We start from the raw sequence: 19996 nt of genomic DNA on the forward strand, positions 1-19996 counted from the left end.
CAGGGGGTGGGGCTCAGGGGGTGGGGCTCGGCGGTGTGGCGGGCGGGTGGGGCGCAGTGGGGGCGGTGGAGCGGGGTGGAGCCCCGGTGGGGGCTTGGCGGGGGTCCACCCGGGCCCGCCGCCCCGCAGGGCCCGCCTGGCGCCGGGGAAGCGGTACCAGGTGGAGCCCTGCTGGGGCGGCTCGGGCGGGTGGTGCGGGACGTCGAGCCGGGGGGAAGTCGGCTCGCTGTCCGGGGGCCCGAGCCGGGAGGAAGCCGGCTCGGAACCCGGTGGGTCGAGCCGCGGGGAAGTCGGCTCGGCCCGGTGGGTGGGTCGGTGGTGCACGTCGGGGGGGTGCAGGTCGGTGGTGGGGCTGGTGGGGTGCTGACGGGCTCAGGAGAGGGTCGGCATCCCCTCGCTCTCCATGGCGGCGAAGACGGCTTCCTGCTCGGCCACGTAGGCGTCCCAGGTGGCGCTGTCCCAGATCTCGAACCGGGTGTCGACGCCGACGACCACGACGTCGCGGTCCAGGCCGGCGTACTCGCGGAGGCTGGCCGGGATGGTGATGCGGCCGGTCTTGTCCGCCTCCACCTCGACCATCGAGCCGAAGCTCATCCGGGCGTGCATGCGGGCGGCGTTGGTGTCGGCGGGGGCCATCGCCTTCAGCGCGGCGCTCTGCTCGGCGACCCGGGCCATGGTGAGGCCGTAGATGCAGCGCTCCTGGCCCTTCTTGATCACCATGCCGTCGGCCACCAGCTCGCGGTAGCGGACCGGGAGTGCGAGCCGGCCCTTCTCGTCGAGGCGCAGGGGGTAGCTGCCGACGAACACCGGATCACCCCCCGCATCTGTCCTCCCGTGGCTCTGCCGGCCCCTTCCGTGGTCCCGGCCTCCCCATCCGGCGACACATTAACCCACTGGCCCCCACTGGACACCACTCCACACCGTGTCGCCCCCTCGACTCCACCGCCCTCCACCGGGCTCCCCCGGCGGGCCGCTCCGGCCGCCCCGGCGCCCCCGGGCGCACCCCCGCCCGCCGGGCGCCCCACCGGCGGGTTTTCGCACGTACCGTGGGCCGGGTGACGGAGGGCACCACGGAGCTGGATCCGCGAGCGGCCGGGGCGGGGCTCGGGGTGGCGGCCCTGGGCGCAACCCCGGACGGCGCCGGAATCGACCCCGCCGACATCGACCCCGCCGACATCGACATCGCGGCCGCGGGTGCGCAGCTCGCCGCCTCGATCAGCCGGGTGGTGGAGGGCAAGCCCGACGTCGTCCGGCTCGCCCTGGTCGTCCTGCTGGCCGAGGGGCACCTGCTCATCGAGGACGTCCCCGGCGTCGGCAAGACCACGCTGGCCAAGGCGCTGGCCCGGTCCATCGACGGCACCGTGCGCCGGATCCAGTTCACCCCGGACCTGCTGCCCAGCGACGTCACCGGCGTGGCGGTCTACGACCAGGAGAGCCGGGCCTTCGAGTTCAAGCCCGGCGCCGTCTTCGCCAACGTCGTCGTCGCCGACGAGATCAACCGCGCCTCGCCCAAGACCCAGTCGGCCCTGCTGGAGTGCATGGAGGAGCGACAGGTCACCGTCGACGGCGTCACCTACGAGCTGGCCCGTCCGTTCATGGTGGTGGCCACCCAGAACCCGCTGGAGATGGAGGGCACCTACCCCCTCCCCGAGGCGCAGCGCGACCGGTTCACCGCCCGGGTCTCGATGGGCTACCCCGACCGGGACGCGGAGCTGGCGATGCTCGACGAGCGGTCCGGCACCGACCCGCTGGGCGAGCTGACCCCGGTCATCGACGCAGCGGGCATCCGCGCCCTGGTCGGCGCCGTCAGCCGGCTGCACGTCGCCGAGCCGTTGCGCCGCTACGTCGTGGCGCTGGTGGAGGCCACCCGCCGTTCCCCCGACCTGCGGCTGGGCGCCTCGCCGCGGGCCGGTCTGCAGCTGCTGCGGGCCGCCCGGGCGGCGGCGGCGCTGGCCGGCCGCGACCACGTGCTCCCCGACGACGTCCAGGCGATGGCCGTGCCGGTGCTCGCCCACCGGCTGCTACTCAGCCAGGACGCCGCGATGGCCCGCCGGGACACCCAGCGTGTGGTCGGCGACCTGCTCGCCACCGTCCCGGCCCGCGGCCGCTGAGCCCGGCGCCTCCCGAGGTCATCCGGTGGCACGCACCCGGCTCAGCGACGCCGTCTCCTCCCTGACCCTGCGCGGCCGGTGCCTGGTGGCCGCCGGGGCCACCCTCGCCGTACTCGGCGCGCTGCTCGGCGAGCGCACGCTGCTCCAGCTGGCGCTCTTCGTCCTCGCCCTGCCGGTGCTCTCCGCCGTCGGGGTGGCCCGGCAGCGCTTCCGGCTGGCCTCCCGCCGCTCGGTCACCCCCGGCCGGGTGCCCCGCGGCAGCGACGCCGAGGTGCTGCTGGAGGTGACCAACACCGACCGGCGCCCCGGCGGCCTGTGGCTCCTCGACGAGCAGGTGCCCGGCGAGCTCGGCGTCCGGCCGCAGTTCGTGGTCGAGCGGCTGGCCGCCGGCGCCACTGCCGCGCTGCGGTACCGGGTGCACGGGGCCCGGCGCGGCCGGTTCGCGCTCGGCCCGCTGCGGCTGCGGCTGGTCGACCCCTTCGGCCTGGTGCTGCGCAGCGCCGCCGGCGCCGACACCGCCGCGCTGGTCGTCGTCCCCCGGGTGCGCCCGCTGTCCGGCGCCGGCCCGCTCGCCGGCGGCGGCGGCACCGGCGGGGAGGGCGCCCGCCGGTCGATCGCCGTCCACGGGGAGGACGACGTCAGCACCCGCGAGTACCGCCACGGCGACGACCTGCGGATGGTGCACTGGCGGGCCACCGCCCGCACCGGCGAGCTGATGGTGCGGCTGGAGGAGCGGCCCTGGCGGGCGTCGGCGACGCTGCTGCTGGACTGCCGGGCGACCGGTCACCTGCTCGGCGGCGCGGTGGCCGGCCCACCCGGCGACCCGGCGCCGCCTCGGGACACCCTGGAGTGGGCGGTCGAGGCCGCGGCGAGCATCGGCAGCCACCTGATCGGCCGCGGTGCCGGGCTGCGGCTGGTCACCGAGGCCGGCGAGCTCCGCCCGGCGACCGGGGCCGGCGCGCTGGGGTCGGGCGAGCTGCTCGACCGGCTGGCCGACCTGGGCCCCTCCCGGCACGCCGGCCTGCAACCGGGGCTGCAGGCGCTGCGCGGGTCCGGGGACGCCGGTCCGGTGATCGCCCTGCTGGGGCTCCTGGGCCCCGAGGACGTGCAGGCGCTGGCCCGGGCGCGGTCCGGCCCGGGCACCGGCCTCGCCGTGCTGGTCGACCCGGCGAGCTGGCTGGACGGCGGCGCCGTGCGAAGCCGGCGCCCGCTGGCCCCGGCCGCGCGCGCCCAGGTGGTCGCCCAGCAGCAGCAGGCCGCCGAGCTGCTCGCCGCGGCCGGCTGGCAGGTCGCCCTGGCCCGGGCCGACGCCGGTGTCGACCAGCTGTGGCAGTCCCTCGGCACCCCGGCCGCGCAGGTGCCCGCATGATCCGGCCCGCGCCGTTCCCCACCCCCGCCGAGCGTCCGGGCACCGCGCTGGCCGCCACGGCCGCCGTCGCGCTGGGCAGCCTCGCGCTGGCGCCGGTGTTCGCCGCACCGTCGTGGCTGCCCCCGGTGCTGCTCGTCGTCGTCGCGGTGGGGCTGGGTGGGGTGGCGCTGCGCGCCGGCGCCGCGCGGCTGCCCGATCCGGTCGCCCGCCGGGTGCGACCGCTGGTGCCGCTGGGGCAACTGGCCCTCGTGCTGACCGCCCTCACCGTCGTCTTCGCGCCGGACGGGGCGTGGGCCGGGGTGGTACCGACCCCGGGCAGCGTCGGGGAGCTGGCCGGGCTGCTCGCCGACGGCACCGAGGAGATCCGCGAGCAGGCGACGCCGGCGCTGCCGCTGGCCGGGCTGGTCGCGCTCACCGCCGTCTTCGTGGCGCTGGTCGCCCTCGCCGTCGACCTGCTCGCCGTCCCGGCCCGGCAGCCGGCGCTGGGCGGCCTGGGCCTGCTGGTCCTCTACTGCGTGCCGGTCAGCACGATCACCGGCGACGTCGCGCTCGTCGCCTTCCTCGGCCCGGCGACCGGGTTCGCCCTGCTGCTGTGGGCCGACCAGCGCGCCCGGTTGACCACCGGTGCGCGGGCGGGCAGCGGCTCGCCGCTGGGCACCGGCACGCTGCCGGCGCTGCGCACCGGTGCGATCGCGCTGGTGCTGGGGGTGGTGCTGTCGGCCGTCGTGCCCACGCTGTCCGAGGGCTCGCTGGCTGCCCGGTGGGGCACCGGCGGCCAGGGCACCGGCACCGCGCTGGACCCGGTGGCCGAGATGCGCGGGCAGCTCAACCGGCCGTCCCCGATCGACCTGCTCAGCGTGCGGTCCGACGGCGACCTGGGCTACCTGCGCTCGGTGGTGCTCGACCGCTTCACCGCCGACGGCTGGGAGCGGGGCAACGCCGACGGCCGGCGCTCCGTCGCCGGTGACGACTCGCTCGCGCCGCTGCCCGGCGGCGTGGCCCGCGAGCGGGTGACGGCGCGGATCACCGCCGTCGGCCACGACGACCAGTTCCTCCCGGTGCCCTACTCCCCGCAGGAGGTGGCCGTCGCCGGCGACGGCGACTGGCGGTTCGACCGCGCCGGCCGCACGGTCTTCGGCCGGGGCACCACCACCGCCGACCTGGCCTACCGGGTCACCGCCGACCGGCCCGACCCGAGCCAGGCGGACCTGGCGGCGGCACCGCCGGCCCAGCCCGGCAGCGACGGCATCGACCGCTACCTCGAGCTCCCCCCGCTGGACCCGGGCGTCTCCGGCCTGGCCGACCGGCTGACCTCGCCGGACCAGTCCCCGTACGAGCGGGTGCGGGCGGTCTTCGACCACCTGACCGACCGGGGCAACGGGTTCGTCTACAGCCTCTCCACCCAGCCGGGCACCTCCGGGGACGACCTCGCCGACTTCCTGGAGCGCAAGCGCGGCTACTGCGAGCAGTACGCCGGGGCGATGGCCGTGCTGGTCCGCGCGGCGGGGGTGCCGTCCCGCGTGGTGCTCGGCTACACGCGGGGCGAGAAGCGGCCCGACGGCACCCGGGTGGTCACCACCGACGACGCGCACGCCTGGGTGGAGGTCTACTTCTCCGGTCTTGGCTGGGTGCCCTTCGACCCGACGCCGATCGACGCCGACCGCGCGGCGCAGCTGCCGTGGGCGCCGCGCGCCGACGCCGTGGCCGCGCAGACGACCGCCCCGGCGGCCCCGAACGCCCCGCTGCCGGCACCGGCCGGGCCCACCGCCCAGCTGGACCGGGACGACCAGTACGTCCCCCTGGCCACCCCGGAGGCGGCGGCCCCCTCGCCCGGCCCCTGGCTGGCCGGGGTGTCCGGTCTGCTGCTGGTGCTGGCGCTGGCCGCGCTGCCGGCGGTCGTCCGGCACCGCCAGCGGCTGGGCCGGCTGGCGGACGGCCGGCCGGCGGCGCTGTGGGACGAGCTGCTGGCGACCGCGACCGACCTGGGCGTGCCGGTGACCGGCGCCGGCACCACCCGGCAGCTGGCCCGGCAGGTCACCGAGCAGGTGACCGGCCCCGGCGGGGCACGGTCTGGTGACACGGCCGGCGCGGTCGACGCCCTGCGGGTGCTCACCACCGCCGAGGAACGGGCCGTCTACGGCCCGCCCGCGACGGGGCCGGCCGACCCGGAACTGCGCGCGGCGACGGCCACGGTGCGGCAGGCGTTGCTGTGCAGCGTGGGACGGCGGCAGCGGCTCGTGGCGGCGGTGTGGCCGGCGTCCACCCTGGCCGACGCCGGTCGCTGGGTGGCCGACCGGGGCGCGCGCCGCCCGCGCTCGGCCTGACCCGGCCGGCCGGGCGGACGCTCGTTACGGTCGTGCTGCCGGCGAGCACGCCGGACCGCCCCGACCCCCGGAGTGCCTCGTGCGCGAGATCGCCGTCTTCGCCGGCAGTGCCCACCCCGAGCTGGCCGGGGAGATGTGCGCCCAGCTGGGCGTGCCGCTGCAGCCGGTGCGGCTGACCCGGTTCGCCAACGACTGCCTCGAGGTGCAGCTGCAGGCCAACTGCCGGGAGCGCGACGTCTTCCTGGTGCAGCCGCTGGTGACCCCGGTGCAGGAGAACCTGGTCGAGCTGCTGCTGATGATCGACGCCGCGCGGGGCGCCTCCGCGGCCCGGATCACCGTGGTCATGCCGCACTACGCCTACGCCCGGTCGGACAAGAAGGACGCGCCCCGGATCTCCATCGGCGGCCGCCTGATCGCCGACCTGCTGGTCGCCGCCGGCGCGAGCCGGGTGCTGGCCATGACGCTGCACTCCCCCCAGGTGCACGGGTTCTTCAGCGTCCCGGTCGACCACCTGCACGCGCTACGGGAGCTGGCCGACCACTTCAGCGCCCTCGACCTGTCGCACACCACGGTCGTCTCACCGGACCTGGGCAACGCCAAGGAGGCGGCCGCCTTCGCCCGGCGTCTGGGCGTGCCGGTCGCCGCGGGGGCCAAGCAGCGCTACGCCGACGACCGGGTGAGCATCAGCGCGGTCATCGGTGACGTCGCCGGCCGGGACGTGATCGTGCTGGACGACGAGATCGCCAAGGGCAGCACGGTGCTGGAGCTGATCGACCGGCTGCGCGACGCCGGGGCCCGGTCGATCCGGGTGGCGTGCACCCACGGGCTGTTCGCCGCGGGCGCGCTGGAGCGGATCGGCGCCCAGCCGGACGTGCTGGAGATCGTCTGCACCAACACGGTGCCGGTGCCGGCCCGGGGGTCGGAGAAGCTGACCGTGCTCTCGATCGCCCCCGCGTTGGCCCAGGCGGTGCAGCGGATCCACGACGGCGAGTCGGTCAGCGCGCTGTTCGACGCCGTGCCGTCGGCCGTCGGCTGACCGGACCAGGCCACCACCCGGCCGCCGACCGAGACAGTGCAGCCGCCGTCCCGGTGGACGGCGGCTGCACTGGTGGTCGGGCCTGCGGCGGCTACTGGTCGTAGCGGCGGCGGAAGCGCTCCTCGAGGCGGTTCTTCAGCGGCGGGCGCCCGGCCTTGCTCTTGCCGACCTTGCCGCGGGCGGCCGTGGCGCCCCCGGGTGCGGTCGCGGCCGGGCCTGCCTCGACGGCGCCCGTGGCGGACTTGTAGTTCAGCACGCCGAGGGCGGCACCGCCGAAGGCGATCAGGGAGCCCAGCACGCCGACGACGACGTTGGGCAGGGCCACGCCGCTGACCATCACCGCCAGGCCGACGACGACCAGCAGGGCGCCCAGCTGCACCTTGCGGCGGGCCTTCTGCCGGCGGTCACCGGTGCGGACCGTCGAGGCGAACTTCGGATCGTCGTCGACGAGGGCGCGCTCGATCTGCTCCAGCAGACGCTGCTCGTGCTCGGAGAGCGGCACGTCGACCTCCAGGTGCGCAGTACACAACCCACTGACGACAGTCCGCCTGTGGTGGTTCCGAGGATACGAGCCGTTCGCGGGGTGCGAAAGGCGAGGCGCTCCCGACACACCCGGGAGGGCGGTGATCTGCCTCCCGCAGCGCACTCCCGGCAGGTCAGCGGGGCGCTCCGGGCGGCTGCCGCGCTCCCGTCCCCGGCGCTGCACGGCGCGCCACCGGGTGCTCGCCGGGCACGCGCGTGCGGCCGAGCAGGGTCGCCGGGCGGACGGCGCCGGCGCCGAACCTCCGGGCGGCCCGGTCGGCGGCCAGCTCGGCGTCCCGCCGGCCGTGCTCGCGGGCGCCGAGCTCCAGCTGGCGGGCGGTGGCGTCGGCCTCCACCAGCCCCTCGGCCCGCACGCCCACCAGCCGGATCCGGGCCCGGTCCAGCCCGAGGGCGTCGAAGAGCGTGCGCGCGGTGTCGTACAGCTCCTGGCCCACGTCGGTGGGGACCTTCAGGGTGCGGGAGCGGGTGATCGTGGTGAAGTCGGCGAAGCGCACCTTGAGGGTGACCGTGCGGGCCAGGGAGCCGGTCGAGCGCAGCCGCCCCGCCGTCCGCTCGGCCAGGTGCAGCAGCTCCCGGTGCACCACCTGCGGGTCGTCGACGTCGGTGCCGAAGGTCTCGTCGGCCCCGGTCGAGCGGTCGGGCTCGTCGGGGACCACCCGGCGGGGGTCCCGGCCCCAGGCCAGCTCGTGCAGGTGCGCCCCGGCCGCCTGGCCCACGGCCCGCTGCAGGGTGCGCGCCGGCACGTGCGCCAGGTCGCCCACCGTCTTCAGCCCCAGCCGCAGCAGCACCTCTTCGGTCTTGGCGCCCACCCCCCACAGCGCCCCGACCGGGAGAGGGTGCAGGAACTCCATGACCTCGGCCGGGCGGACCACCAGCAGCCCGTCGGGCTTGGACCGGGTGGAGGCGAGCTTGGCGACGAACTTGCTGCCGGCCACCCCCACCGAGCAGGTGATGCCCTGCTCGTCGTAGACCCGGGCCCGGATGTGCTCCCCGATCGCCACCGGGTCGCCCAGCCGCCGGCCGGCACCGGAGACGTCCAGGAACGCCTCGTCCAGGCTCAGCGGTTCGACCAGCGGGGTGATGGACCGGAACAGCGCCATCACCGAGCGGGACACCTCGGCGTAGAGCGCCAGGTCGCCGGGCAGCACGGTGGCGGTCGGGCACAGCCGCAGCGCCCGGGACGTCGGCATCGCGCTGTGCACCCCGTAGGCCCGCGCCTCGTAGGTGGCCGAGGTGACCACGCCGCGGTTGCCGGCGCCGCCGACGATCACCGGGGTGCCGGCCAGCTCGGGGTGCCGGCGCACCTCGACGCTGGCGAAGAAGGCGTCCATGTCGACGTGCAGCACCGTGCAGCCGGCAGCCCGATCGGACACTCCGCGACACCCCTCACCACCCCGCGCCCCGCGCGCACCCGGTACCTGTGCGACGGCCGCCTTCCCCACGGTCGTCGAACAGGTGTTCGACATCGACGAGCGTAACCGGTCGCCGTCCGGCGGGCCCGCCACTCGGAGGTGTGGCGAGTCGATCATCGCGGTAGAACAGCCCCGGGCCCGCCGATCGGCGGCCCGACTCGACGATCGGAGGAGCCATGGCGCTCGACGACGAGGACATGACCAGCACCGAGGGCCCGGCCGACTCCGGTGCCGGTGAGGGCACGCCCGGCCAGCACGACGGCGGCGCCGACGGCGGTGCGGACGGCGGCGCGGGTGCCGACGGCGGCGCGGACGGCGGTGCGGACGGCGGCGCGGGTGCCGACGGCGGCGCGGACGGCGGTGCGGACGGCGGCGCGGACAGTGGCGCCGAGGGCCCGGCCGACTCGGGTGCCGCGGACGGCGGCGCCGCGGGCGTGCACGACGGCGGCGCGGACGGCTCGGCCTGACCGTGCCCGACCCCGATCTGCAGGACCGGGCGCCGTCCTCCCCCGGGGAGGGCGGCGCCCGTCCCGCGTTGCGCCGGTGCATCGCGGTCGACCCCGAGGAGTTCGCCACCGGGCACTGGTCGCGCCGTCCGCTGCTGTCCACCGCCGCCGAGCTCGGCGGCACCTTCACCGACCTGCTCAGCCTCGAGGCGGTCGACGAGCTGCTGAGCACCCGCGGCCTGCGCACCCCGTTCCTGCGGATCGCCAAGGACGGCGCGGTCGTCGACCCCAAGCGGTTCACCAGCCCGCAGGGCGCCGGTGCCGAGGTTGCCGACCAGGTCTCCTCCGACGCGGTGCTGCGGCTGTTCGCCGACGGGTCCACCGTCGTGCTGCAGGGCCTGCACCGCCTCTGGCCGCCGCTGATCGCCTTCGCCGGCCAGCTGGCCGCCGACCTCGGCCACCCCACCCAGGTCAACGCCTACGTCACCCCGCCGTCCTCGCGCGGGTTCTCCCCGCACTACGACGTGCACGACGTCTTCGTGCTGCAGGTCGCCGGGGAGAAGCACTGGACCATCCACGAGCCGGTGCTCCCCGACCCGCTGCGCACCCACCCCTGGACCGACCGGGCCGCCGAGGTGGCCGCCGCGGCCGAGCGCCCGCCGGTCATCGACGCCGTGCTGCGCCCCGGCGACGCCCTCTACCTGCCGCGGGGTTACATCCACTCCGCGGTCGCGCTCGGCGAGATCAGCGCCCACCTGACCGTCGGGATCCACCCCGTGACCCGCTGGGGCGCGGTCGAGTCGGCGCTGGACCTGGTGCGCACCCTCGCCGCCGACGACCCGGCGCTGCGCGGTTCGCTGCCGCTCGGCGTCGACCTCGCCGACCCCGACGCCACCGCCGACGACGTCGCCGCGGTGCTCAGCGGGCTGCAGCGCTGGATCGGCGAGGTCGACCCGGCCGCGGTCGCGGACTCCCTGCGCTCCCGCGCCTGGTCGCAGGTGCGCCCCGCGCCCGTCTCGCCGCTGGCCCAGTCCACCGCGCTCGCCGCGCTCGACGTCGACACGGTGCTCCGGGTGCGACCCCTGCTGCGGGCCCAGCTGCGCGAGCCGGTGGGCGACCGGGTGGCGCTGGTGGCCGGCCGGCGCACCCACGACCTGCCGGCGTCCACCCACCCCGCGCTGGCCGCGCTGCTGGCCGCCGGGGAGCTGAAGGTCGGCGACCTGCCCGGCCTGGACGCCGCCGACCAGCTCACCCTGGCCCGCCGGCTGGTGACCGAGTCGATCGCGGTCGTCCCCGACGCCCGGGCCGGGGCGGCCGCGCGCACCGGCGGGCACGATGGGGGTCATGGCGCCGTCGGTGGGTGAGGGGCCCCCCACTCCCCGGCATCCCGTGCCCCGACCGGCCGGCCGGCTCGACGACGCCCGCTGCTCGGTGCAGGCGCTGCTGCGCGGCGACGCCCCGACGGCGACCGCGCCGCCGGCCCGGCGCTGGCTGCTGGTGGAGCAGCCCGGGCCCTGGGGCCGCGACGCGCTGCTGGAGTCCCGGTTCGACCGGGCAGTGGCCCCACGGCTGGCGGCGCGGGCGTGGGAGGCCGGCGTCCGGGTGCAGCTGGTGCGCCGGCCCGGCGGCCGGCTGGCCGACACCGGCCGCCGGTGGGCGCTGGCCGACACCACCCCCGGGGTGGAGACGGTGCGCTGGGCGACCCGGGAGTCCGACGCCGAGCTGCTGGAGGTGCCGTGGGACGGCTCGGTCGGCGAGCCGACCGACGTCCCCACCTACCTGGTGTGCACGCACGGCTCCCACGACGCGTGCTGCGCCGTCCGGGGCCGGCCGCTCACCTCGGGCCTGGCTGCCGCGGGGGCGGCGGAGGTCTGGGAGACCAGCCACCTCGGCGGCGACCGGTTCGCCGCGAACGTGCTGGTGCTGCCCACCGGGCACGTCTACGGGCAGGTGCCCGGCGACGGCGCGGAGCTGGTGGCCGCCCACGCCCGCGGCGAGGTGGCGCTGCCGTGGCTGCGCGGCCGGTCGGGCTGGGCGCCGCCGGTGCAGGCCGCCCAGCAGCACGCCCGGGTCGAGCTCGGCCTGCTCGGGGTCGGCGACCTGCCGCTGGTGCGCCTGGCGCAGCTGCCCTCCCCGGGCGAGGGGGTGGAGCGCTGGGCGGTGACGCTGGGCGCGCCGGACGGCCACGTGCTGGTCACGATCGAGAGCCGCCGCTCGGAGGTGGCCGCGCTGACCACCTGCCAGGCGCTGCGCCCGGTGCACTGGCGCACCTGGCACCCGCTGTCGCTGCGGGTGTCCGCGCCGGCCGACCCCGCCTGACCGCGCGGCTCAGCGCAGGGCGCGCCCGCGGGCGGCCAGCAGCGGGATCGCCAGCTCCGCCGAGGTGAGCGAGCCGTGGTAGGCGGCCAGCAGCGCGGCGTGCGGAGGCTCGGTGGCCCCGGCGGGGAACGCCCAGGTGCCCCGGGCGAGGACGACGACGTCGCCGATCCGCTCGGCGACCGCCGGGTCGACCGGCCCGAACACCCCGGCGGCGACGGCCTCCTCCCGGCCGGCCACCCAGGCGCGCTCGCCGAGCACCTCCCGCCAGGTGGCCAGCACGTCGTCGGCGGCGCCGGGCTCGGTGTGTACGTAGCGGGCCCGCGGCTCACCGGTGAGCAGCCGGATGCCGTCGGTGAGCGCCGGCTCCTCGGTGACGTCCAGCCGGGTGTCGCCGGGGACGTCGACCATGCCGTGGTCGGCGGTGACCAGCAGGACGGCGTCGTCGGGCAGGCCGGCGGCCAGCTGCTCCACCACCGCGTCGACGACGCCGAGCTGGGCCCGCCAGCTGGGCGAGTCGACCCCGCGGACGTGCCCGGTGAGGTCGAGTTCGGCGGTGTAGGCGTAGACGAGGCTGGGCTCCCCGGCGGCGAGCGCACCGTGCACCAGCGCCACCAGGTCACCGGGGCTGTACGCGGGTGTGTACTCCGCTCCCCGGTACGCCGCCCGGGTGAGCCCGGAGCCCGCGAAGGAGTGCGGGCCGACGGCCGTGCAGCGGACCCCGGCGGCGCTGGCCTGCTCGAAGACGGTGGGCCGGGACTGCCACTGCCGCGGGTCGGGGTCGTCCTTCCACTGCACGTGGTTGAGCGTGCGGCCGGCACCGGGCACCTCGGTGACGAAGCCGAGCACCCCGTGGCTGCCCGGCGGCAGGCCGGTGCCCAGCGTGGTGAGGCTGACCGGGGTGGTGCTCGGGCAGGGCGCGGAGAGCACCCCGGCGGGGGTGCCCAGCGCGTTGAGCACCGGTGCGGTGTCCGGGTGGGCGGCGACCAGCTCGGCCCCGAGCCCGTCGACCAGCAGGACGACGACCCGGCGGGCGCCGTCGAGGGCCTCGGTGAGGCGCAGCGGGTCGCCGGGCAGGTCACCGCGCTGCACCGGGACACCCAGCGCGGTCGCCACGCTGGGCAGGACGTCGGCGAGGGTGGCGCTGCCGTAGGCCGGGACGGCGAACTCGTCCGGGAGTCGCATCGGCTCGGCGGTGGTCAGGCGCCGGCGGGTCGGGTGGCGAGCACGTGCAGGCCGGTGGCGACGTCGCGGTAGGGGGAGGCGCCGGACAGCGCCAGCTCGAGGGCGCGGACCGCGTCGGGGGAAGCCCCGGAGGAGGCCTCCAGCAGGTCGGCGACGACGGAGACCCCGCGCCACTCCCCCGGCTGCAGGCCGGCGCCGGCGACGAGGGCGAGCAGCTGCTCGGGGTCGAAGCGCCGCCGGGCCGGGCCGCCGCGGGCCGGGGCGGGGTCGCGGTCGGCGAGCAGCTCGCGGGCCTCGACCGGGTGCCCGCCGACGGCGCGGGCGAGCACCGCGCCGGCCCGGTTGGCCGCGGCGAGGGACAGGGTGCCGCCGGGCCTGAGCACCGCGGCGATCTGGCCGAGCGTGCTGGCCGGGTCGTCGACCACCTCGAGCACGAAGTGGCACAGGGCCAGGTCGAAGCCGGGGGCCTGCGGGTCGTCCGCGGTGACCGGGGGCATCCGGTCGGCGTCGCCCTGCAGGCCGCGCACCCGCTCGCCGACGCCGGCCGTGTCGGCCCGCCGGTGCAGGGTGGCCAGGGCGTCGGCGCTGGGGTCGACGACGGTGACGGCGTGCCCCAGCTGGGCGAGCGGCACGGCGAACATACCGCTGCCCCCGCCGACGTCGAGGACCTGCAGCGGGCGGCCGGCGGTGACGACCGGGTCCAGTGCCGCCCAGACGGCCGCCGTCCGGGCGGGGGCCTGGGTCGGCGCGGCGGAGGAGGTGGGCGGCACGTGCGGAGCCTAGTGCGGGTCGGGCGGGCGCACAGCACGGTGGGACGGCCCCGCCTCACCGACCCGCCGGGCACGGACCCGCGGGGCAGGGGTGACTGTTGGGGCAGGCGTCACCTCCGGTTCGCGCGCCTGCCGGGCACGTGCCGGTGTCCTTCTCTACCGTCCCGCCATGCCGAGCTACCGACTGATGGACGGGTACGGGCACCCGACCGACACGTTCACCGCGGACTGCGACGAGGACGCCAGGGTCTTCGCGATGTCCCGGGCGGAGGACTACCCGCGACCCGAGCCCCGCTTCGGTGGCCGCCGCGACTTCCAGGTGCACCGCCAGGAGGGCGAGCGCTGGCGCCTGCTGCTGGCCTGGGCCCCCGCCTGAAGAAGCACCCCGGCGCAGCCCACCGGACCCGTCGGCCCCGCCGCAGGGTCCCGCCGCGAGCGTGCGAGCGGCGGGGGGCGGTGGGGTCCTTCTTCATCGCCCCGAGCTGCCGGGGCTGGAGTGCCACAGCTTCCGCGGTGGCGCTGCCGCTGCCCGGCGGGCCGCGGTCGCGGCGTCGTCGCCGGCCGGCCTGATGTCGGCATAGGGCGACATCCGGAACCCGGTCGGGTGCACCAGCACCGGCCGCACCACCACCGGCCGTGAGCCGTGCGAGGCCGCCGCCCCGGCGATCGCCTGCTCGGTGTACTCCCCCGGGGCCGCCATCAGCTCCGCCACCGCGGCCGGCCCGCCGGTCTCCCACGCCTCGTGCAGCGCGGGGAGCTCCCAGGCCCCGGTCGCGCGCAGGGACACCCCACGTGGGCCGGTGCGCCGCAGCACCCCGCGGACCACCAGCAGCCACGAGTGGAAGACCGTGCCGGCGTAGGGGCCCTGGGCGTCCTCGAAGAAGGTCGAGTCCGCGCAGCCGGTGCCGTCGTCGAGGGTCACGAACACCACCCGCCGGCCGGACCTGATCGGTGGGGTCTGGGTGGCCACCTTCACCCCGGCCACCAGCACCTCCGACCCGCTCCGGCAGCCGAGCAGCTCCCCGGCCGGGACCGCGCCGAGCGCGGTGAGGAACGGCCGGTAGAAGTCGATGACGTGCCGGCTGGCGTCCAGCCCCAGCACCTCCAGTTCGGCGCGCACCCGTTCGGCGTCGGTGAACTCCGGCAGGCCGGAGGGGACGAACTCCGGCGGCCCGCCGTCCCCGCCGGCACCCTCTCCCCCGGGCTCCCCGCCGACGTCCTCCAGCCCGAACAGGTCCAGCCCGAGCTGGCCGGTGCTGCCGGCCTTCCGACCGCTGCGGCTCCACCGGTCCAGCTCGCCGATCTGCAGCAGCAGGTCGCGGCGGGTCAGCTGCTGGCGCCGGCGGGCGGGCCGGCCGGCCTCGCTGTCGCGCACCCCGAAGCCGTAGACCGAGTCGAAGCCCCCGGCGAGGACCAGCCGCTCCACCACCGGCCGGGACACGTTCGCCCGGGTCCAGAAGTCGGCCAGCGAGCGGTACGGCTGCCCGGCGACGATCCGGCCCACCTCGTCGTCGTCGATGCCCTTGACGTCGGCCAGCGACAGCCGGATGCCGTACCGCGCGGGGGCGGGCATCGACGCGGGCATCCACTCCGGCCGCTGCCACCCCGCCGCCCCGGCATCGCTCTCGTCGTCCCGGTCGCCGTCCACGCGCTCCACCTGGTAGGCCCCGGTGGAGGCGTTGACGTCCAGGCCGAGCACGCGCACCCCGAAGTTGCGGGCGTCGTCGAGGATCAGCCGCTTGGGGTACATCCCCGGGTCGTGGGTGAGCACCCCGGCCAGGAACGCCGCGGTGTGGTGGGTCTTCAGCCAGGCCGACTGGTAGGTGGGCAGCGCGAACGCCGCGGCGTGCGCCTTGCAGAACCCGAAGGAGCCGAAGGCGACCAGCACCTCCCACACCTGCTCGACCACCGCGACGGGGAAGCCCTCGGCCAGCGCGCGCGGGGCGAACCAGGCCTTCACCTCCGGGTGGGCGTCCTTCTCCCCCAGGGCCCGGCGCACCTCGTCGGCCTCGGCCAGCGAGCAGCCGGTCATCGCCGCGACGACCATCAGCACCTGCTCGTGGAAGACCACCACCCCGGCGGTCTGCTCCAGCGCAGGCTTCAGCGCGGGGTGCAGGTACTCCGGGTCGCGCCAGCCGTTCCGGGCCAGCAGGAACGGGGTGACCATGTCGCTCTTGACCGGGCCGGGCCGGAACAGCGAGATGTCGACGATGAGGTCCTCGAAGGTGGCGGGTGCGAACTTGCCGACCAGCTCCCGCTGCCCGGGGGACTCGATCTGGAACATCCCCAGCGTCCGGGTGCTGCGGATCAGCTCGAAGGTGGCCGGGTCGTCGCGCGGGACGGCGTCGATGTCGACCTGCTGCCCGTCGACCCGGGCCACCTCGTCCATCGCGTGGGCGATCGCCGACTGCATCCGGATGCCCAGCAGGTCGAGCTTGAGCAGCCCGAGCTCCTCGACGTCGTCCTTGTCGAACTGGCTCATCGGGTAGCCCAGGTAGCTGCTCTCCACCGGGGTGCGGTCCAGCAGCGTGGCGTCGGACAGCAGCACCCCGCACGGGTGCAGGGCGATGTGCCGGGGCAGCCCGTCGAGCCGGGCGACCAGGTCGAAGAGCAGGTCGAGATCGCCGGAGCCGCCCGACCGCTTGGAGCCCAGCCGGCTGGCCCGCAGCTCCGGCAGGTCGCGCAGCGCCGCGTGCACCTGGTCGGCCCGGATGTGCGGGAACGCCTTGGCCACCGCGTCGATCTCGGCCGGGGGCAGCCCGAGGGCTGCCCCGACGTCGCGGATGGCGTGCCGCACCCGGTAGGTGTCCATCATCGAGATGCAGCTGACCCGGTCGGCGCCGAAGCGCTCGATCACCGCGTCGTAGACCTCCATCCGCCGGGCGGACTCCACGTCGATGTCGATGTCGGGCAGCTGGTGGCGCAGCGGGGAGAGGAAGCGCTCCATCAGCAGGCCGTAGCGGATCGGGTCGACGTCGGAGATGCCCAGCAGGTAGGTGACCAGGCTGCCGGCGCCCGATCCCCGGGCCGCCGCCCGCACCCGCAGGCCCTTGATCAGGGCGACCACGTCGGCGACGGTGAGGAAGTAGGAGGGGTAGCCGAGGGAGTCGATCACCGCCAGCTCGTCGGCCAGCCGCTCGCGCACCGCAGCGGTGGGGGTCATCGCCCGCCGGCCGAAGCCCGCCTCGCAGCGGGCCCGCAGCACCTGCGAGGGGCCCATCCCCCGCTCGGCGGCGGTGGTGACCACGTCGAGCTCGGGGTAGCGGACGCTGCCGATCCCCAGGTCGGCGCGGACGTCGACGGCGCACTGCTCGGCGACCCGGGCGGTGGTCTCCAGCAGCCGCAGCGCCGCGTCCCGGTCGGGCCCGGCCAGCTCCGCGGCGAGCTCGGCCATCTCCTTGCCCGACTTCAGGTAGCCCTCGGCGGTCCGCCGGTCGACGTGCCGCTGCCCCAGCGGGACCAGCCGGCGGGCGGCGTCGAGGACGTCGGCGGTGGGGGCGTCGAGCGCGTCGACGTAGCGCACCGCGTTGGTGAGCACCGCCGGCACGCCGGTCTCGGCCGCCAGCCGCAGCATCGCCTGGGCGCGCGCCCGGTCGCCCCGGCCGCGGTGGTGCACGACCTCGAGCACCAGCCCTCCGCCACCCTCCCCGCCGTCGAGGACCGCGCGCCAGGCGGCCAGCCGGGCGCGGGCGAGGTCGGCGTTGCCGGCGGCCAGGGCCCGGCCCACCGACGAGTCGGGGCCGAGCACCGCCAGCAGCCCCGCGGCGTGCTCCCCGGCCAGGGCCAGCGAGCTGACCGGTTCGCCGCGGGTGCCGCCCAGGTGGGTGGCGCTGGTCAGCCGGCACAGCGAGCGCCAGCCGGCGCCGTCGCGGGCCAGGAAGGTGACCCGGGGCAGCCGGGGGTCGACGCTGGCTCCGCCGCGGGCCGGCGACCGGCGGCCCGCGGGGTGCTGCGCCCGGTGCAGCTCCGCCGAGCGGACCCGCCCGGTCTCCCCCGGCTCGCCGCCGGCGACGGGGTCGACGGCGAGGTCGACGCCGAACAGCGGCCGGATGCCGGCCGACCGGCAGGCCAGCGCGAACTTGACCGCGCCGTAGAGGCCGTCGCGGTCGGTCAGCGCGAGCGCCCCCATGCCGTGCTCGGCGGCCCGGGCCACCAGGTCGGCCGGGTGGTTGGCGCCGTGGCGCATCGAGTACCCGGAGGCGACGTGCAGGTGGACGAAGGGGTCGCTCACGAGGCGGGGCCTGAGCCGGGACGACCCGGGCCGCGCCGGCGGGAGCCGGGGTCGACCGCGCGCAGGCGTGCGGGCGCCGCCGGTGCCGGGCGGCTGATCGTGGTCTCGACGACGCCGAGGAACGTGCCGACGTCCCGGACGAGGTCGTCGGCCTCCCGTTCGGTGACCGCGTGCGAAAGCCCCGCCTCGGCGGCGGCGCGCTTGGCCGCCCCGGCGGCGAAGAACGCCGCCCACTCCGTCAGCTCGGGGGCGACCTGACCGATCAGCACCCAGGCGCTGCGCGGACGGCGCCGCCCGGCCTCGGGCCGGGTGCGGGCGGCCAGCACGGCCGCCGCGGCACGCAGGGCGGCCAGGTGGGCGGTCGCGTACCGCCAGGCCGCATCGGGGCTGCTGGCAGCCTCGGCCAGCCCGCGGTGGGCCTGGCCGAGCAACTGGGCGGCGGCGGCCGGCAGCGGCGGGAGCAACGGGAGCTGCCCGTCGGCGGCGGCCGGGAGGGCCCGGGCGGCGCCCATCAGTCGTGCACCCGGACGAGCAGCCACTGGTTGTCCGCAGGCTCCCAGGACAGGTCGAACACCCCGGCGAAGCTCATCCGGGACCGGCCGGCCCGGACCGCCTCCACCCGCCACACCTGACGGGTGGCCACCAGCTCCGCCGACGCGCCCCCCGGCCCGGTGCCGGTCTGCCACCAGGGGGAGGTCTCCACCCAGGAGTCGAGCAGCTCCCCCACCACGTAGCGGGTCGAACCGCGCCAGAACTGCGCCGGCCCCTCGGCTCCCCGCTCGACCTGGACCTCTTCACCGACGCGGCCACCGGCCCCGACGAGCACCCGGCTCATGACAGACTCCCGCCTCTCGCCCCCACCGGCCCCGCACCTGCCCGGCGGGGAAGCGCCCCGGAGGGCGCCGGACAGGGTGTGCGACCGGTGTTCGAACACGTGTTCGAACACCGATGAGTAGACCGGACCCGTCGAGGGGCGTCAAGCCGGAGCGGGCGTGTCCTGTCCGTGTCGTTACAGCGGCTGCACTCGAGTGGCGCACCCGATCGGCCGGCCTACGCGGGCAGCCACCGCCGGCTGATCACCGGTGGCGCACGTCCCGGCCGGCGGTGGGAGGATCGCCGGCATGACCGCAGCGGAGGAGACCCCGCACCACCCCCGGGTCGCCGAGGTCGTGCGAGCGCTGCGCGCCGCCGGCGCCCCGGGCGAGGTCCGCCTGCTGCCCGACAGCGCCCGCACGGCCGCGGCCGCCGCCGCCGCGCTCGACGTCCCGGTCGGCGCGATCGCCAACAGCCTGGTGTTCGACGCCGGCGGGCACCCGGTGCTGGTGCTGACCAGCGGGGCGCACCGGGTCGACGAGGCGCTGGTGGCCGATCTGCTCGGCGTGCCGTCGCTCGCCCGGGCGACCCCGGCGTTCGTCCGCGAGCACACCGGGCAGGCCATCGGCGGGGTCGCCCCGGTCGGGCACCCCGCGCCGATCGGCACCCTGGTCGACGTCGAGCTCGCCCGGTACTCCACGGTGTGGGCCGCGGCCGGCCACCCGCACGCCGTCTTCCCCACCACCTACGACGAGCTGCTGCAGCTCACCGCCGGCACGGCCGCCGAGGTCGGCCCCGGGCCCGCGGTCCCCCAGGAGGGCCTCCGATGACCGGCACCACCCCCGCCACCCGGGTCACCGAGCTCCCGGCCGGCTGGCTGCGCGAGCACCTGCACGAGGCGCTGGCCGTCTACGGCGCCGCGATGGGCTACGGCGAGTCCGTCGTCGCCGGCCGCTACGGCTACGCCGTCCAGCACACCGAGCGCCCCGGCTTCCGCGCCGTCGGCGCGTTCGCCGAGGGTGACGACACCGCCGAGCAGCTGGTCGGCTTCGGCTACGGCTACCTGGTCGAGCCGGGCCAGTGGTGGCACGACCAGGTGCGCAACGCGCTGGACCGGCGCACCGCCAAGCAGTGGCTGCCCGGTGCCTTCGAGGTGTGCGAGCTGCACGTGCTGCCCGAGCACCAGAGCCGGGGCATCGGCCGCCAGCTGCTGCACGCGCTGGTGGCCGGCCTGCCCTACCCGGCCGCGCTGCTGAGCACCCCGGACACCGACACCAAGGCGTTCCGGCTCTACCACGCCGACGGCTTCGTCGACCTGGCCCGCGGCTACCACTTCCCGGGCGACTCCCGGCCCTTCGCCATCCTCGGCGCCCGCCTCCCGCTCACCCCGGCTGCCCGGAGGGCCTGATCAGCACCGACAGCGCCGTCGACGCCGTCGTC

General features: G+C 77.1%; 18 protein-coding genes. 10 read left to right on the plus strand and 8 right to left on the minus strand.

Annotated features, from left to right (window positions below):
- Positions 1 to 372 precede the first annotated feature (372 nt).
- Positions 373 to 807 carry a division/cell wall cluster transcriptional repressor MraZ gene (gene mraZ / locus ACI79A_RS05760; RefSeq protein WP_457080880.1) on the minus strand — a complete coding sequence of 145 codons (435 nt, stop codon included), beginning with the start codon at positions 805 to 807 and terminating at the stop codon, positions 373 to 375.
- 248 nt (positions 808 to 1055) lie between these two features.
- Here mraZ and ACI79A_RS05765 point away from each other — a divergent pair, with 248 nt between their 5' ends.
- The 4 genes from ACI79A_RS05765 to ACI79A_RS05780 all read left to right on the plus strand — a co-directional run bounded on the left by ACI79A_RS05765 (position 1056) and on the right by ACI79A_RS05780 (position 6840).
- Positions 1056 to 2111, plus strand: a complete 1056-nt coding sequence (locus ACI79A_RS05765) for an AAA family ATPase (RefSeq protein WP_457080882.1) — start codon at positions 1056 to 1058, stop codon at positions 2109 to 2111.
- 25 nt (positions 2112 to 2136) lie between these two features.
- Positions 2137 to 3480: a DUF58 domain-containing protein gene (locus ACI79A_RS05770; protein ID WP_457080884.1), complete on the plus strand. Its 1344-nt coding sequence runs from the start codon at positions 2137 to 2139 to the stop codon at positions 3478 to 3480.
- Positions 3477 to 5804, plus strand: coding sequence for a transglutaminase family protein (locus ACI79A_RS05775; RefSeq protein WP_457080887.1), 2328 nt, complete (start codon positions 3477 to 3479; stop codon positions 5802 to 5804). Before ACI79A_RS05770 ends, ACI79A_RS05775 begins: the two co-directional genes overlap by 4 nt.
- A 79-nt stretch (positions 5805 to 5883) precedes the next feature.
- Entirely contained in the window at positions 5884 to 6840 is a 957-nt protein-coding gene (locus ACI79A_RS05780; RefSeq protein ID WP_457080889.1) for a ribose-phosphate diphosphokinase, read from the plus strand.
- A 91-nt stretch (positions 6841 to 6931) separates the two neighbouring features.
- On the opposite strand, the gene ACI79A_RS05785 is transcribed toward ACI79A_RS05780, so the two are convergent.
- Positions 6932 to 7342 (minus strand): DUF3040 domain-containing protein, encoded by a 411-nt coding sequence (locus ACI79A_RS05785; RefSeq protein WP_457080891.1) that lies wholly within the window; start codon positions 7340 to 7342, stop codon positions 6932 to 6934.
- 154 nt (positions 7343 to 7496) lie between these two features.
- On the minus strand, positions 7497 to 8756 hold the full coding sequence (gene dinB, locus ACI79A_RS05790) for a DNA polymerase IV (protein ID WP_457080893.1): 1260 nt from the start codon (positions 8754 to 8756) through the stop codon (positions 7497 to 7499).
- Positions 8757 to 8971: 215 nt separating this feature from the next.
- On the opposite strand from dinB, the gene ACI79A_RS05795 reads away from it, so the two are divergent.
- From ACI79A_RS05795 to ACI79A_RS05805, 3 genes are read left to right on the plus strand one after another with little or no spacing between them, the layout of a single operon-like run.
- Positions 8972 to 9262, plus strand: a complete 291-nt coding sequence (locus ACI79A_RS05795; RefSeq protein ID WP_457080895.1) for a BatC protein — start codon at positions 8972 to 8974, stop codon at positions 9260 to 9262.
- Positions 9263 to 9264: 2 nt separating this feature from the next.
- A complete protein-coding gene (locus ACI79A_RS05800; RefSeq protein ID WP_457080897.1) occupies positions 9265 to 10605 on the plus strand; it encodes a cupin domain-containing protein in 1341 nt (446 codons plus the stop codon).
- A 25-nt stretch (positions 10606 to 10630) separates the two neighbouring features.
- Positions 10631 to 11560, plus strand: a complete 930-nt coding sequence (locus ACI79A_RS05805) for a sucrase ferredoxin (protein WP_457080899.1) — start codon at positions 10631 to 10633, stop codon at positions 11558 to 11560.
- 9 nt (positions 11561 to 11569) lie between these two features.
- Here ACI79A_RS05805 and ACI79A_RS05810 read toward each other — a convergent pair whose 3' ends face one another.
- Complete coding sequence (locus tag ACI79A_RS05810) at positions 11570 to 12742, minus strand: alkaline phosphatase family protein (RefSeq protein ID WP_457080902.1); 1173 nt, start codon at positions 12740 to 12742, stop codon at positions 11570 to 11572.
- A gap of 14 nt (positions 12743 to 12756) precedes the next feature.
- Entirely contained in the window at positions 12757 to 13512 is a 756-nt protein-coding gene (locus ACI79A_RS05815; RefSeq protein WP_457080904.1) for a methyltransferase domain-containing protein, read from the minus strand.
- Positions 13513 to 13681: 169 nt separating this feature from the next.
- Here ACI79A_RS05815 and ACI79A_RS05820 point away from each other — a divergent pair, with 169 nt between their 5' ends.
- Complete coding sequence (locus tag ACI79A_RS05820; RefSeq protein ID WP_457080906.1) at positions 13682 to 13888, plus strand: hypothetical protein; 207 nt, start codon at positions 13682 to 13684, stop codon at positions 13886 to 13888.
- 93 nt (positions 13889 to 13981) lie between these two features.
- Here the strand turns inward: ACI79A_RS05820 and ACI79A_RS05825 are convergent, their stop codons facing one another.
- Genes ACI79A_RS05825 through ACI79A_RS05835 form a run of 3 tightly spaced genes read right to left on the minus strand, consistent with a single transcriptional unit; the run spans position 13982 to position 18578 of the window.
- Positions 13982 to 17743, minus strand: coding sequence for a DNA polymerase III subunit alpha (locus tag ACI79A_RS05825; RefSeq protein ID WP_457080908.1), 3762 nt, complete (start codon positions 17741 to 17743; stop codon positions 13982 to 13984).
- Positions 17740 to 18255: an SAV_6107 family HEPN domain-containing protein gene (locus tag ACI79A_RS05830; protein WP_457080910.1), complete on the minus strand. Its 516-nt coding sequence runs from the start codon at positions 18253 to 18255 to the stop codon at positions 17740 to 17742. Before ACI79A_RS05830 ends, ACI79A_RS05825 begins: the two co-directional genes overlap by 4 nt.
- Positions 18255 to 18578: a DUF6504 family protein gene (locus ACI79A_RS05835; protein WP_457080912.1), complete on the minus strand. Its 324-nt coding sequence runs from the start codon at positions 18576 to 18578 to the stop codon at positions 18255 to 18257. The genes ACI79A_RS05830 and ACI79A_RS05835 overlap by 1 nt, the downstream gene beginning before the upstream one ends.
- 286 nt (positions 18579 to 18864) lie before the next feature.
- Here ACI79A_RS05835 and ACI79A_RS05840 point away from each other — a divergent pair, with 286 nt between their 5' ends.
- Positions 18865 to 19386, plus strand: a complete 522-nt coding sequence (locus ACI79A_RS05840) for a YbaK/EbsC family protein (RefSeq protein WP_457080914.1) — start codon at positions 18865 to 18867, stop codon at positions 19384 to 19386.
- The gene (locus ACI79A_RS05845; protein ID WP_457080916.1) at positions 19383 to 19964 is read left to right on the plus strand and encodes a GNAT family N-acetyltransferase; all 582 of its coding nucleotides are present in this window, start codon (positions 19383 to 19385) and stop codon (positions 19962 to 19964) included. Before ACI79A_RS05840 ends, ACI79A_RS05845 begins: the two co-directional genes overlap by 4 nt.
- Positions 19965 to 19996: the final 32 nt, after the last annotated feature.

The organism is Modestobacter sp. SYSU DS0657 (assembly GCF_054050925.1).

What these genes read in the sequence shown, in the direction of transcription:
- ACI79A_RS05795 (WP_457080895.1), top strand. Translation starts at nt 8,972, where the DNA reads ATGGCGCTCGACGACGAGGACATGACCAGCACCGAGGGCCCGGCCGAC.
- ACI79A_RS05775 (WP_457080887.1), top strand. Translation starts at nt 3,477, where the DNA reads ATGATCCGGCCCGCGCCGTTCCCCACCCCCGCCGAGCGTCCGGGCACC.
- ACI79A_RS05835 (WP_457080912.1), bottom strand. Translation starts at nt 18,578, where the DNA reads ATGAGCCGGGTGCTCGTCGGGGCCGGTGGCCGCGTCGGTGAAGAGGTC.
- ACI79A_RS05830 (WP_457080910.1), bottom strand. Translation starts at nt 18,255, where the DNA reads ATGGGCGCCGCCCGGGCCCTCCCGGCCGCCGCCGACGGGCAGCTCCCG.
- ACI79A_RS05810 (WP_457080902.1), bottom strand. Translation starts at nt 12,742, where the DNA reads ATGCGACTCCCGGACGAGTTCGCCGTCCCGGCCTACGGCAGCGCCACC.
- ACI79A_RS05840 (WP_457080914.1), top strand. Translation starts at nt 18,865, where the DNA reads ATGACCGCAGCGGAGGAGACCCCGCACCACCCCCGGGTCGCCGAGGTC.
- ACI79A_RS05845 (WP_457080916.1), top strand. Translation starts at nt 19,383, where the DNA reads ATGACCGGCACCACCCCCGCCACCCGGGTCACCGAGCTCCCGGCCGGC.
- ACI79A_RS05820 (WP_457080906.1), top strand. Translation starts at nt 13,682, where the DNA reads ATGCCGAGCTACCGACTGATGGACGGGTACGGGCACCCGACCGACACG.